Below are 14,128 nucleotides of genomic sequence, written 5' to 3'. Positions count from 1 at the left end.
CTGTGATTTGAAATTTCTATTTTCTTTCTAATAGCGCCATGTAAAATCCGTCGAAACCAGATTGATGCGCTAGTACTTTATGATCTTTAACAAAAGTAAACTCTTTTCCTTCATCTGAAGCTAAGAATTTATCAACTTGTAGTTGATTTTCTGAAGGTAAAACAGAACACGTAGCATAAACCAATTTTCCTCCTGATTTTACCATTTTAGAGTATTGTTGTAAAATATCCTGTTGTACTTTTCTGATTTCATCTAAAAACTGTGGTTGTAGTTTCCACTTAGAGTCTGGGTTTCTTCTTAATACACCAATTCCTGAACATGGAGCATCAATTAAAACTCTATCAGCTTTGTTATATAATTTTTTTACAGGTTTTGTTGAGTCGATAACTCTAGTATCTATGTTATGAACTTTGTTTCGCTTGGCTCTTACCTTAAGCTTTCTAAGCTTGCTTTCATAAATATCCATAGCAATAATCTGTCCCTTGTTTTTCATTAAAGAGGCAATATGCAATGTTTTACCTCCAGCACCTGCGCAAGTATCTACTACTTTCATTCCGGGGGTAACGTCTAAATATTCTGCTACTAATTGAGATGATGCATCTTGAACTTCAAAATATCCTTTCTTAAAAGCTTCTGTTTTAAATACATTAGCTCTTTCTACAAGTTTTAAGGCACTTTCATAACCTTTTATAGGTTGAGCATCTATATTCTCTTTAGAAAGCTGATTTTGGAGATCTTGTTTCGAAATATTCAACGTATTTGTTCTCAGAATTACTTCAGCTTGTTTGTTTAATGCCGCAATTTCTTTAGTCCAAAGATCTTCTCCTAATTCTTGAACACTAATTTCATCCATCCAGTCAGGAATTGACTCACGTATTTTTCTTGTTTTAGAAAATTCGTCAAACTTTCCTTTAATTCGTCGAGTAGGAGTGGGCTCTATTTGTTTCCAGTCTGGAAGTTGTATTCCTCTTAAAACACACCAAACACTAAACAAGCGCCATAAATTTGGTCTGCTAAATGGTTCTTTCACATCAGCAATAGCAGCATATAAGCGTTTCCATCGTACAATATCGTAGATAGTTTCTGCTACAAACTTTCGATCTCTACTTCCCCAACGTTTATCTCTCTTTAATGCCTTTTCTACAGCCTTATCTGCATATACATTTTCATTAAAGATATCATGGATACTGTCTATAACAGTAAATACTAAGTTTCTATGAAGCCTCACTTTAAAAAATTTAAGCCTACAAAGATAGGAATAGACTTTGATTAAAGAAGCTATTCGTTTTTCTTTTTTGTGAAGTCTTTGAAAATTACTTTACGCCTTTTTTCAACAATATAGAAAGAGACATACACACCATCTTGATTATTTCTTAATCTGACGGATAAATTATTTCGTGTAATTCTAAATCGATCACCTAAAATTCCTTCATCCATTGTAATAGTATATTGCCCGAATGGGAGATAAAATTCAAAACGTCCGTCACTGTTTGTTAATGTATTATATATCTTATCTCCTTTAACAGCACTTATTTTAATACGTGATAAGTCTAATGGCTTTTCGTCTGTTACTGCTATTTTTTGACGATCAACAATAACATCACCATATACTTTGATACCTCGTACAAACGGAATATAGTTGATGCCATCTTGATTAATTACAATTGAATCTTGTACATTGGCAAACCAACCATTTAAATCTTCCAAAGCAATTGTTTCTAGTTTGTATTTATCTAGTTTTAAATTTTTAATTGTTGCTTCTCCTTCAAAGTTGGTAATTACTTCATTTTTGTTCAACTTAACAACAACATTTTGCACACTCACTTCATCTTTTTCTTTGATGCCATTTCCATTTACATCTAAGAATGAAACAAATTTTGTAGTTGCAGCAATTTTCTTGGTGAAAGGAATTGGAATTCCAAATTCTTTTCTAAGGTTAAAATTCAGATTTAAATTACTGTTAGTGGTTGGTCCAATATTTTGTTGATTAGGAATGTTAGGATCATTGATGTCAAATACAGAGCTAAAGTCACTTGTAGTAAACACGTAATTAGCACTAATTCCAAACCTCCATCCTGAATTTGAGAAATAATATGCTTGTGGAAAAATACCTAAGGTATGATTTTTAAAAACATTGTTGAAACTGTAAATCAAACTTGATTCTAAAGCAAAATGTCTATTTGCAAACAAATGCTGATTTTGAACAGATAATCTCAGAGATTGAGGGGTTACTAGGTCATTCTGATTTTGTTGCGATGTAATAGAAGAGAAGGTTCCTAAATTGTATCGAACGGTAGCATTCCATGTTCTATAGCGAAACAATCCGCTTACTTCTAAACTAAAGTATTCTTTTGTATCAGCTTGATTTCGAGGCTTAGCATATCCAGCTCTTGTAAAAATTGATGATAAGAAATTTTGATCCAAACTAAAAGCTGAATAGCGAAAGTTTAAACCTCTAAGAGCAAATGAATTGTTAGGGAAATTTCTGTACTCGAAGAAAGCACCTGGTTGATAAGATCCGGTTTCTGTCTTTTTAGAAAATATCACATTAGTAAAAAGTGTTTCTAAAGTGTATAAAAACTGATCTGTATTTCTATTGAAAATATTGGTTTTCTGGTAATTACCTGAAAATATAGTCAACCAATCTTTTGATAATTCGTATGTTACTCTTTGATTAAAAAAGATTCTTTCACTTGTACCACTACTAAAGTTTCTATCATTATAACGAACACTGAAATTCGATTTTAATTTTCGATTGAATAAAGAAGAAGAATAATTTGTTCCCAAAATAACTCCGTTAGTGCTAACAGATGTGTTGTTTTGTTCAAATTCTTGTAAACTATAGCCTCCTAATAAGGAAATTGTATGTTTATTTAAAAAACGAACACTGGGTTGTAATGTTGCTACTGTTGTTGTTCTATTAATAAACTTATTATTACTTCTACCAGCCCTAGCAGATACACGAATATCTTCGTTATATTTCAAATTGTACCATCCTCCATAGCTTATAATAGCATTGTTGGTATCAAAGAAGCCAGCAGAATTTGTAAAAAAAGCACCAGCTGTATGTCTATCTGTAAAACGATAAGAAGCCTTAATCCCTTTTCCTGCTGCTGATGTTCCAATTAAATCGCCACTTACTTGTCCGATTTCAATCGATTTTTTATCATCAAAGTACCCCACATACCAAGGAGCATTTCTAAATACATTATTGGTAAAGAAACTATTACTATAATTGAATTGCGTAAAATAAATAAGACTTGCAGTTGAGTTCAATTGTTTAAAACCTTGAAGGTTTAAGGATAGAAAACTACGATCGTCCAGTACATTTTGTGCATTTAAATCTACAATTAATGGTAAATACGGATACCCATAAGGATTTGCTTCTATTTGATTAGGTAATTTGATGAAATTTAGTTTTGTTTTTTTCTGCAAACCTCCTTTTGTGATTTTCGGCTCACTACTATTTAAAACTAAAGTTCTTGTGACTCTTTCTGTATTTGTAATAGGAGAGAAGTTATTTATAGAAATTCTCTTTTTATTTCTCTCATTAAAAGATGTGGCTACTGCTTTGTAAGCAAACTCTTTGGATTCTCCTGGTTTTAAGGTGAAAGTTCTGTTTGGGTCTTTAATCTCGTTTGCAAGTGTGTCAGCTAATACTAAATCTTTTCTTGGAATAGTATAACTAATAAATACATCTTGATCATAATTACCATCATTATTTACAGAAAAACTAAAATTCTTTTCATTTTCATCGTTTTTAAAGTAATAATTGGTATTGTTTTGAAGTCCAACACTCCATGCTATTTTCTTTTTTGTAGTAAGGGTGAAAAAATTATTTCCTATTTGTTGTCCGTCTTGAGCAATTACAAAAGCGTTGATGATGATCTCTGTATTTCCATTCACTAATTTTGTTGGGGTTATAATGAGAGGAACTATAACAGTATCCTTTGCTCTTGCAGTATATATTTTTGTGGCATCATCTATTCTAGTCCAACCTCCGGGGAAAAGAGCATCTACAGTAAAACGAATAGCTTTTGTGTCATGATTAACAACTTTAAGGACGTTAGAGATGATGCTTCCTTTTTTTAATTCAAAAGAAGGTTTGATAAATTTTGTTGAGATATTTCCAAAACGTATAAAAGGAACCGTATCCTTTTGTTGATTGGATGCTGTGTTTTGAGAATATAGGGCTTGATTAGTTAAAAAAGTAACTAGTAGCGTAGAGAAAAGTAAAAATTTATAAGAGGGCGAAAAACTTTTCAATGGTTATAAGTTTTCTTCTAGTCGAAAACGAATATTTAGGTTAAAAATTCCAGGATTATATTGAAAACCAGGGTTGATTCTTATATCGATATCAAAACTAAATTCATCATAATTTGTTAAATAGCTACCAGGGCCGTTTACATTTTGAGTACAACTTCCAGCAGGTGTTACTGGCAACATTTGAGCTATGATATCTAAAATATCTGCCGTGGTGTTAAAAGATTGGAATGTATTATCAGCAGGAGATGTTGCACATGCATTTCTCACACGAATTTGAAGTGCACTTATTTGTGGATTGTTACCACTTCCACTTCCATAAGTAGTCAATTCTTCCCATTCATCAACAGGAGTACCTGCACCAGAGTTATTTTCAATAAACATTCGTAAACTCCAAGAACATAAGGGGTCTGGTACTGTTTGATCTTCTACAGTAACTCTAATTCTAGCCACACTATTAATCGTAACACCAGAATTGTACTTTGTAAAGTCATCAAAAACAACAACTTGATTTACAGAACTATTGGGAACAATAGCTACAGAACCACAATGTACTTGAGAATTGGTTTTAGTTGCAAAAAATGCTCCAATAAGAAAAAGTAAAAAAGATTTGAATTTGATATTCACAATGTGATTTTAATTAAAAGGGATGTAGTTCAAAAAAGAACCACATCCCAAATATAATTATTAATTACTAAAAGCCTATTGATCTTCTAATAATACATATTGTACATACATAGTGTATACTCCTGGCTCAGCATAGGTTCCTGCAGTATTGTTTGTTACAATGTCTTGAGCAGTTGTACCATCTGCACTACCAGCATTTGGGAAAATAGCAGGTAAACCTGGTAAAATTCTATAGTCAATTGCATAATAGTAATCAGAAGTAATACCAGTTTGAGTTAAGTAAGACCCACCTGGCATGAAATCTTGACCAGCAGTACCAGAAGTACCAGCATGACCTGCAATGTACTTATCTGTAGTAGCAGGAGGAGTAATAGCACCACCATTTACATACAAACTGTTAGCACGACTTATAGTTCCGTTTGCAGAGAATGCAGCACTATAATCAGTAAAAGTACCTGTTGCAGCACCATCACCACTATTAGGTTGAGATTGTCTCAATTCTAATAAACTTAAAGGTAATTGATCAATTGCATTTGGGTTGTTGTTTCCGTAATCAATTTGTTGATCCCAGAATCCAGCAGCAGTAGCTCCAGAAGATCTACCTACAGCATATAAATCCCAACTTACAGTAGAACTTACTTTTAAAATAGTAGCAGCATATTGTGTAATACCTGCATAGTATTCGTTGATGTCATCGAATACAAACTCCAACTGATTCGCAGTTGTCATGTCTAATTGTAATACTGGTTGTAAATCCAGAGTTACAGTTACGTCTTTTTCGTCAATTAACTGTGCATTTGCAGTAGATACAAGACCTACTAACGCTAACATAGTTAAAAGTAATTTTGATTGTTTCCTCATAATAAATCGATTTTTAAGGGGGTTAATATTTAAGTTTAATTAATTTCAAATTCCATTCTAGCTGCTTGAATTTCTTCAGAGCTTTCATAATCGAGAACTCCAACTGCTAGATATTTTCCTTTGGGTAAATTGTTGGGTAGGTTAAAGTTAAAATCTCTAATAAGTTCTGGAACTATCGTGAAATTTTTAACTTTTAATCGTTGTTGCTCACCTGTATCTAAATTCGTTAAATCTATATAAGATGTGCAATATGCTATTCCGTCACCTTGATTTTGCACTTCTAAATACAAGGCTTTTCCGGTTTTTGAATCTTTTAATTGAAAATCTGTAAACTCAACTTTATTAACCAATACGTTTGGAGGGTTTTGATATGCAAAAACTCCAAAAGCAAAAGTTGGTACTATACCTAATGCTATAGTATTACCATCTCTAGTTGTGTTTAATAAGTTATTTCTTGGTGCTTGTTGTTCTATCATTAATATAGACCACGCTGCTTTTCTACCAGAATCATCAGAGGGTACACTAACAGTAATTTTTACTTTTTTATTCTCAAAAGGTTTTAATTGTATAAAAGTAGGAGAAATGTTTACCCACTTCGCTAATGAGAATTTTCCTTTTCCAGCAGGTTAAAAACTACTCTTACCTTTTCCATTCATGTCAAAATCGTAAATATTTACATTAAACTCTTTAGGAGTAGATGTGCTATTCTTTACAGTAATGTCATAGGTTTTTACTTCGCCTTGTTTTTGACTAAAATGAAAATGTGATGGAGATACAGAAACACCCACTGTTCTTTGGGGGTTCTTTCCTTGGTTGGACTTGTTTTGTGCTCTTAAATTTGGAGCAAAACCAACCAACAAAATCAATAACGTTAGTGTATGAAGTTTAGTCTTAGGGGACATTGATTCATTATATATGTTTGCCAAATAAAGCAAAAAAAGTCTTACCAACCAAAAAAAGGAGTGAAAAAATGTATGATTTAATCATTAAATTCGCTTAAAATTTTAGAAATAAATGAACCTAAATAGCCCATTAACTTATATAAAAGGTATTAGTAATGCTAGAGCAGCTAGCCTTTCTGCTGAGTTAGGGTTACATAGATTACATGATTTACTGCATTATTTTCCTTTTAGATATATAGATCGCACAAAATTCTACAAAATTACTGAGCTTATTGATAATAGCTCTGATGTTCAAGTGATTGGAAAGGTTTTGGATTTGAAAACTGTAAAACAAAAAAGAGGTTCAAGACTAGTAGCTCGGTTTCAAGATGAAACTGGGATTATGGAATTAGTTTGGTTTAAAGGTCATAAATGGATCAAAGAATCAATTAAAATTAATACACCTTATATAATATACGGTAAGCTTAATTTCTTTAATGGAACTTTTTCTATGGTTCATCCAGAAATGGACTTAGTTGAAGATTATAAGAGAAAAAAGCAAACTAAACTGCAACCTGTTTATTCTTCTACAGAAAAATTAATCAATACTGGAGTTAGTAACAAAGTATTTAAAGGATACGTACAAAATCTATTGATGCAAGTTTTTGAGAACATTCAAGAAACGTTATCAGATGATTTTCGAAAAACATATCAATTGCTAGATAAAAAGCAAGCACTGTTAAACATTCATTTTCCTAATTCACCAGAACTGCTTGCTAAAGCTCAATACAGATTGAAATTTGAAGAGTTGTTCTTTATTCAGCTACAACTCCTGAGGAAAAAACTAATTAGAAAGAATAAAATTAAAGGATATGTTTTTGAGCATGTTGGCAATCACTTTAATGAATTTTACAATAATCATTTGCCATTTGATCTAACCAATGCACAAAAAAGAGTATTAAAAGAAATTCGTAAAGATGTCGCTTCACATGCACATATGAATCGATTGTTACAAGGCGATGTTGGTTCTGGTAAAACAATTGTTGCATTGTTATCGATGTTATTAGCCATAGATAATGGATTTCAAGCAACAATTATGGCTCCAACAGAGATTTTAGCTACACAACACTATAATGCGATCAATGAGCTTTTAAAAGACATGAATATGTCTGTAGAACTGTTAACAGGATCTACAAAAACCAAAAAAAGAAAAGAGATTCATACTTCTTTAGAAAATGGAGAACTAAAAATATTAATAGGCACGCATGCATTGTTAGAAGACAAGGTGCAGTTTCAAAATCTTGGAATTGCAATTATTGATGAACAACATCGATTTGGAGTAGCACAGCGATCTAAAATGTGGAAGAAGAATGATTTACCTCCTCATATTTTGGTGATGACAGCTACACCAATTCCTAGAACTCTTGCAATGAGTGTGTATGGTGATTTGGACATTTCTGTTATTGATGAGTTGCCTCCTGGGAGGAAAGAAGTAAAAACGGTTCATAGGTATGATAGTAATCGTTTATCAGTTTTTAAATTCATGAAACAAGAGATTGCTAAAGGAAGACAAGTATATGTTGTATATCCATTAATCCAAGAATCTGAAGCAATGGATTACAAAGATTTAATGGATGGTTATGAAAGTATTTCCAGAGAATTTCCAACTCCCTCCTATCAAATTAGTATTGTGCATGGAAAGATGAAAGCTGATGATAAAGAATTTGAAATGCAACGCTTTGTAAAAGGAGAAACTCAAATTATGGTAGCTACAACTGTAATTGAAGTAGGAGTGAACGTACCTAATGCAAGTGTTATGGTTATAGAAAGTGCAGAACGATTCGGATTAAGTCAATTGCATCAGTTGAGAGGTAGAGTTGGTCGTGGAGCAGATCAAAGTTATTGTGTTTTACTATCTAGTTTTAAATTGTCTTCTGAAGCAAAAACAAGACTGCAAACTATGGTAGAGACTTCAGACGGATTTAAAATAGCAGAAGTAGATCTTAAACTTCGTGGTCCTGGAAATATTATGGGCACTCAACAAAGTGGAGTACTCAACCTAAAAATTGCTGATGTTGTAAAAGATACACCAATTTTAACGAAAGCTAGAAATGCTGCCATTGAGTTATTACAGGACGATTCTAATTTATCAAAACCAGAAAATGCAGCAATTCAAAGAACTTATTCAGAATTAGCTAAAAGAACAGGAGCTTGGTCTAATATTAGTTAAAACACCCACCTCACATTTAGTCCAAAACTGTTTACTCCTATGTCTGTATTATCTATAATTCGAAAGTAAGGTCGCCAATCTGCTCCAATAACTAATGGAAATTCATTAAAGCGATATTCAAGACCAATTTCTCCTACGGCACCTAAGGCAAAAGGATCGCCTAAAAAAGCATAAGGCCCTAAACCAGCATACCAATGTAAATCTTCTCCTCCTAAGGGTTCATATATAAAATCCCAAAGAAGGTCTATACCTACACCATTTCCAAAAGAAACATCTGCATGTATTCTTGTAGTTTCTCCCATAGATAGTATGGCATCAATAGCTACATTACCTCCAGTAACGTCCCCAAAACGCACACCAAGTTCTTGAGCATTAATTTGTGAAAATGAGATTGTAAATAGTAAAGTGATTAAGATTTTTTTCATCATAGAGTTTTTTATTGATTCCATTTAGGATTTGTTTTTAGTATTTTTTTATAGATGTGGCAGCTTTCACTATGAGATCCTTTTAAATAACCAGAACTCATTAGAAATTCATTGGTAATTTCACCACCAGTAAACTTAAATGTTTTTTTGAATAGTTTTACCCATTCATCTTTGGTTTTCGGATGATGAGCATCTAGCCAATTTTGAAAAGAACCATGTTCTTTTTGAAGTTCTAAAATAACATTGGCATTATGAATGGCAGCATTTACCTTCAACTTATTTCTAATAATACCAGCATCAGATAACAAACGTGCTCTTTCATTCTCATCATAATTAGCAATTGTTTTGATGTCGAAGTTAGAATATGCTTTTCGAAAATTTTCTTGTTTCTTCAAAATAGTATCCCAAGATAATCCGGCTTGATTGATTTCTAAAATCAACCTACCAAACAATTCATTATCTGAATCTATTGGAAAACCATACTGGGTATCATGATAGATTTTATGAACATTTTCTTCGTCTAAATTTTTTGTGTATTCACAATACGTATTGGTAGCCATTGTATCTGGTTCTTTCTCTAACAAAATTACGAAATCTACTCAGTTTTATTGTGTACAAATAAAAAAAGGTCTGTGAATACAGACCTTCTTCCTAACCAAGCAGTAAACATCTTAATTGATGTCTTCTCCTTTTTCCAACTTAGCAATATTTGCTTGAACTCTTCCTTTACTAGCAGCATTTGGTGCATTAGCTAAAGCTTTCTTTAAATGTTTTAATGCCGATTTAAAATCCCCTTTAGCTGAATAACCTCTTGCCAAACCATAATGAACAGGCCAAGTATCTTTATTCTTTTTAGCATTCATTTTAAATACTTCCAAAGCTTTGTCTTTTAAACCAAAATTAATAAGTTGTCTTCCGTATTGATGTACTTCAAAAATGGTTGCTTTGGGCATATAACTGTCTAAAGCGGCAAGAGCTTCGTCTCTTTTGCCCATTTTATTTAAAATTCCTGCTTTAATATTGGTGTTGTTGAATGTTTGCTGACTAAAAAATTTCCCTGAAATAGCTCCATTAATCCATGTTAAAGCTTCATTAAGGTCTCCGCCATTATTCAATGCAAAATTAGCCGCTTGCTCCCAAGATTGTCTATTGAATCCTGGCTGATTTTGAAGCTTTCTACGGATGTCAGATAATACAACATTGGTAACATCTACTTCTATTTTAAATGGAAACTGTTTCTTTTCCCAATTTAGTGAAGCTACAGCTGAATTTCCTGTTACTTCATTAAATTCAAACGTTAATTGTTCTTTGTGTGGAATTGATTTCGTTTTGATATCAACTTTCAAAGCATCCTCACTTGGTTCATAAAAGAAGCTTCCCCAAGCAGTATGATTTTTATTAAATATAAGAGTAGCAGTATCGTCTTGGTTTACAATGATGTGAAAACCATATTTACCCGCTTTGATTTCTTTTCCTTCAATTTTTACATCACTAGTAAATTTAATAATAGTGTTCTCATTAGCACCAGCTCTCCAAGGAGCAGCTGTAGAGGTTCCAAAACCTAGATTGTTTAATCCGTAAGGAACTAATTTTCCCCAAATTTCTCTTTTGTTTACGTTAGGTCTTGAGTACTTGATGTAAACATCTGTAATTCCAATTTGTTGTGAAACAGATGCCATTTGACTTCCTCTCGGTAAATTTAATTGTGAAAAAGCATGGAAGCTTACAGTCATAAATAGACACAAGCAAAGTCGAGTTAGGTTGATTTTTTTCATTGATGTAAAGGTTTAAATTGATTCACTTTCAATTTATTTACATCTTAAATCCAACTCTGTTAAGTTCTTGTTAAACGTATTTTTTTTGGGAATGAATTAACTATTCTTTAAGAAGTAAGTCGATAAAACTTTCAAATTCATTTTTAAAATCGATATACTTTTGACCGGTTGCAGGCCCGTTAAACCCAGTATGTATTTTCCTTACCTTTCCTTTTTTGTCAATAAAAATGCTAGTTGGATATGAGAGAACATGGTTTAACATTGGTAACTTTTCATTAGCTAACAATTTACTATCACTTCCATATTGAGCTAGCAAAATGGGATAGGGAATTTGAAGGCGTTCTTTAAGTCGATCTATTCTTTGAAAAGCTTTTTCTTTTGTCTTAGCTACTTCAAATGCTAAAGAGACAAACTGTACTTCTGAATGTTCTTTTGCATATTGAGTATAATACTTGCTTTCGTCCAAACAATTAGGACACCAAGTACCCATAATTTGTACTACAACTACTTTATTTTGAAAGCGTTCGTCTTTTAAAGAAACTAAATTGCCTTCTTTATCTGGAAAGGAAAAATTGAAGGAATCATATCCTTCTTTGATATAAGTTAGATCATGTTCATCAGGTAGTTGATATTTTGGATTCCTTTTTGCAACAAAAGGTTCTTTCCAATGATCACCAGAATAGAAATTGCCTGTGAGTGTTGAGTCATTTACTTTTCCTGTGAATAAAAAAGCATGAGCACCATCAAATGTTGAAAGTCTAAAAGAATCACCATCAACAACACCTTCTAGATAACGATAATCACCTGTAGTAGTTCTAAAAGTTCCCGTTAATTGATGACCAATTTGTTCAAAAATTCCTTTAGCAATATATCTATCAGTATTGCTATCAGGACTAAATACAGTTTCCCAAACTCCAGACATATTAGTAGGCTTTTGATCGCTTTTAATTTCAAATCGTACTTCGTTATTTTTTTTAGCTTTTACTGGAACAATTCTATCCAAACTTTCTTTAATGAAGCTTCCTTCAAAACCTGAATTTGTTATTTTGGCAGCTATATATCCCTCAAAAACTGGTGTTTGAATAAATACAGAATCATTACTATACCTTATTTCATCTACTTGAATTACTTCATCTGCGTTGTAAATCTCTAAGGAAAATGGATTATTAACATTCATCACAAAAGGCAATTCTTCATTATCCTGAATACCTAATACAACTCTATAGAACCCTTCATCAAGGGTGGAAGTTTCTTGGTTACAAGCTGTCAAAAAAACAATAAAGAGTACAATGATAGCTTTTTTCATATTGAAAGTATTGAAAATTTAGTACGAAGAAACAATTAAATGCTTACATAAAAAAAAGCCTTGAAATTTCTCTCAAGGCTTTTTACAGATTTTCAAACGAATTATTTCTTAACGAATTTCTTAACGAGTTTTTCGTCATCAACAAATAGTTCAAGTAAGTAAACTCCAGATTTTAATTGATTAATTCTGAGACTAGAATCAGAAACAATTCCTGTTTTTAGCACTTGACCAAGTAAAGAAACTACTCGGTATTTTACAGGTTTATTTTCCTCATCATTTAATTCAATATTTAGTATGTTTCCGTCTACAGGATTTGGATACAAGATGAAAGTGTCTAAATCAGTATTCAAAGTCCTTAAGAGAGTTAAGTTTTGATTAGAAACAGGTCCTCTAGATGCAACACCAGTTTTCCCAGTAATTGTTACTTGATCTATATAAATATGATCTGCGTTTCCAGATGCATCATTTTGAAATCTAAATTGAGCATTATTTGCAAACGTGTAAGTAGCTGAATCTAGCGTTACAGTTGCAGAGTAGAAGTTATTATTTTCAATACCAGATCCTCTTACCCAAGTTTGTACTGTTTGCCACGAAGAACCATCATAGTAACGCAACCAGAAGTCCTCACCATTTTCCATGCTATATACATAAAAGTAGAATTCAACTTCTACAGTGTCATAGGATGTGATATCATATGTTGGAGAAGTCATAGAAGATGCTGTACCTGAATTATCTCTTAATCGTATAGAATAACTTCCTTCCCATGAACGAGATCCTGAGTAACGAGCACAATCACTACCACCGTCACTCCAATTATCCCAACCTGATTCAAAGTAAGATTGAGAAAGTATCGTAGTCGTATTTGTTGGCGGATCATCCGTAGTAATGTTTACACTATTACTATCACCAGAAACATTACCCGCAGCGTCTTTTGCTCTTACAGTAAAAGAATAAGCTGTACTAGCAGTAAGTCCTGTCACATTGTAAGAAGTTCCAGCAGTATTTCCTAACAAAGTAGCTCCTTGATAAACATCATAACCAGTTACAGCTACATTATCTGAAGAAGCCGACCATGAAAGATCTACTGTTGTTTCAGTAACATTAGCACTTGCTAATGAAGTAGGAGCAGAAGGAGCTGTAGTATCTACAGTAGTTGCATTAGCAATATTACTGTCACCAGAAACATTACCAGCAGCATCTTTTGCTCTTACAGTAAAAGAATAAGCTGTACTAGCAGTAAGTCCTGTGACATTATAAGAAGTTCCAGCAGTAGTACCTAACAAAGAAGCTCCTTGATATACATCATACCCTGTTACAGCAACATTATCGGTAGCCGCATTCCAAGACAAATCAAGAGTTGTTTCATTAATGTTAGAAGCACTAAGAGATGATGGGGCCGAAGGAGCTTGCGTGTCAGCAGCACCATCTAAAGAATGACTTCCAAGTCCATCAGAAGTATCTGTAGCATAGGAATCCCACTCAGCAACAGTATATGTTGCATTCGGGCTATTCACAGATGATTTTCTTCTTAAGGTTGTGTTTTGAGCAAAGTTAGCAGTGTTATTAGGGTCACCAATAACATCAATTAGAGTTCCGTTTTTAAATAGTGCTACAGCATCATTTCCGTTAAAGGTAACAATACCTGAACCAGTAGTTACATCAGCTACACTTGTAATTGCAGCAATAGCACTGCTATTAGCAATAACAAAAACATCACCATTAGCTAAAGTACCGGATAATTGATAGGTACTTCCCCAAGA

The 14,128-nt window shown here is 32.9% G+C and carries 12 protein-coding genes; 1 reads left to right on the top strand and 11 read right to left on the bottom strand.

Translation table 11 applies throughout. The features are described 5' to 3' along the window. Positions 1 to 16: 16 nt before the first annotated feature. The 6 genes from AAON49_RS01580 to AAON49_RS01555 all read right to left on the bottom strand — a co-directional run bounded on the left by AAON49_RS01580 (position 17) and on the right by AAON49_RS01555 (position 6,653). Positions 17 to 1,228, bottom strand: coding sequence for an RsmB/NOP family class I SAM-dependent RNA methyltransferase (locus tag AAON49_RS01580; protein ID WP_349552140.1), 1,212 nt, complete (start codon positions 1,226 to 1,228; stop codon positions 17 to 19). Between the two features lie 50 nt (positions 1,229 to 1,278). Then, positions 1,279 to 4,266 carry a hypothetical protein gene (locus AAON49_RS01575; RefSeq protein WP_349552139.1) on the bottom strand — a complete coding sequence of 996 codons (2,988 nt, stop codon included), beginning with the start codon at positions 4,264 to 4,266 and terminating at the stop codon, positions 1,279 to 1,281. A 3-nt stretch (positions 4,267 to 4,269) separates the two neighbouring features. After that, positions 4,270 to 4,890 (bottom strand): hypothetical protein, encoded by a 621-nt coding sequence (locus AAON49_RS01570; RefSeq protein ID WP_349552138.1) that lies wholly within the window; start codon positions 4,888 to 4,890, stop codon positions 4,270 to 4,272. A 75-nt stretch (positions 4,891 to 4,965) separates the two neighbouring features. Beyond that, entirely contained in the window at positions 4,966 to 5,751 is a 786-nt protein-coding gene (locus AAON49_RS01565) for a hypothetical protein (protein WP_349552137.1), read from the bottom strand. Between the two features lie 35 nt (positions 5,752 to 5,786). Then, entirely contained in the window at positions 5,787 to 6,227 is a 441-nt protein-coding gene (locus tag AAON49_RS01560; protein ID WP_349552136.1) for a hypothetical protein, read from the bottom strand. 150 nt (positions 6,228 to 6,377) lie between these two features. Further along, positions 6,378 to 6,653 carry a hypothetical protein gene (locus tag AAON49_RS01555; RefSeq protein ID WP_349552135.1) on the bottom strand — a complete coding sequence of 92 codons (276 nt, stop codon included), beginning with the start codon at positions 6,651 to 6,653 and terminating at the stop codon, positions 6,378 to 6,380. A 112-nt stretch (positions 6,654 to 6,765) separates the two neighbouring features. Here AAON49_RS01555 and recG point away from each other — a divergent pair, with 112 nt between their 5' ends. Next, entirely contained in the window at positions 6,766 to 8,862 is a 2,097-nt protein-coding gene (gene recG / locus AAON49_RS01550; protein ID WP_349552133.1) for an ATP-dependent DNA helicase RecG, read from the top strand. On the opposite strand, the gene AAON49_RS01545 is transcribed toward recG, so the two are convergent. The 5 genes from AAON49_RS01545 to AAON49_RS01525 all read right to left on the bottom strand — a co-directional run. Continuing rightward, complete coding sequence (locus AAON49_RS01545; protein WP_349552132.1) at positions 8,859 to 9,287, bottom strand: hypothetical protein; 429 nt, start codon at positions 9,285 to 9,287, stop codon at positions 8,859 to 8,861. The two genes, recG and AAON49_RS01545, sit on opposite strands and share 4 nt — an antisense overlap. A gap of 11 nt (positions 9,288 to 9,298) precedes the next feature. After that, a complete protein-coding gene (locus AAON49_RS01540; protein ID WP_349552275.1) occupies positions 9,299 to 9,847 on the bottom strand; it encodes a DNA-3-methyladenine glycosylase I in 549 nt (182 codons plus the stop codon). Positions 9,848 to 9,958: 111 nt separating this feature from the next. Further along, positions 9,959 to 11,062 (bottom strand): DUF2911 domain-containing protein, encoded by a 1,104-nt coding sequence (locus tag AAON49_RS01535; protein ID WP_349552131.1) that lies wholly within the window; start codon positions 11,060 to 11,062, stop codon positions 9,959 to 9,961. A 100-nt stretch (positions 11,063 to 11,162) separates the two neighbouring features. Continuing rightward, positions 11,163 to 12,368: a TlpA family protein disulfide reductase gene (locus AAON49_RS01530; RefSeq protein ID WP_349552129.1), complete on the bottom strand. Its 1,206-nt coding sequence runs from the start codon at positions 12,366 to 12,368 to the stop codon at positions 11,163 to 11,165. A 101-nt stretch (positions 12,369 to 12,469) separates the two neighbouring features. Next, positions 12,470 to 14,128 (bottom strand): fibronectin type III domain-containing protein (locus tag AAON49_RS01525; RefSeq protein WP_349552128.1); only part of this gene is annotated, 1,659 nt, incomplete at its 5' end.

Origin of the sequence: Pseudotenacibaculum sp. MALMAid0570 (assembly GCF_040151415.1) — a bacterium.
Classification (GTDB): domain Bacteria; phylum Bacteroidota; class Bacteroidia; order Flavobacteriales; family Flavobacteriaceae; genus Polaribacter.
Note: the sequence above shows the minus strand (reverse complement) of the source record. Positions and strands in the feature narration are given on the sequence as shown.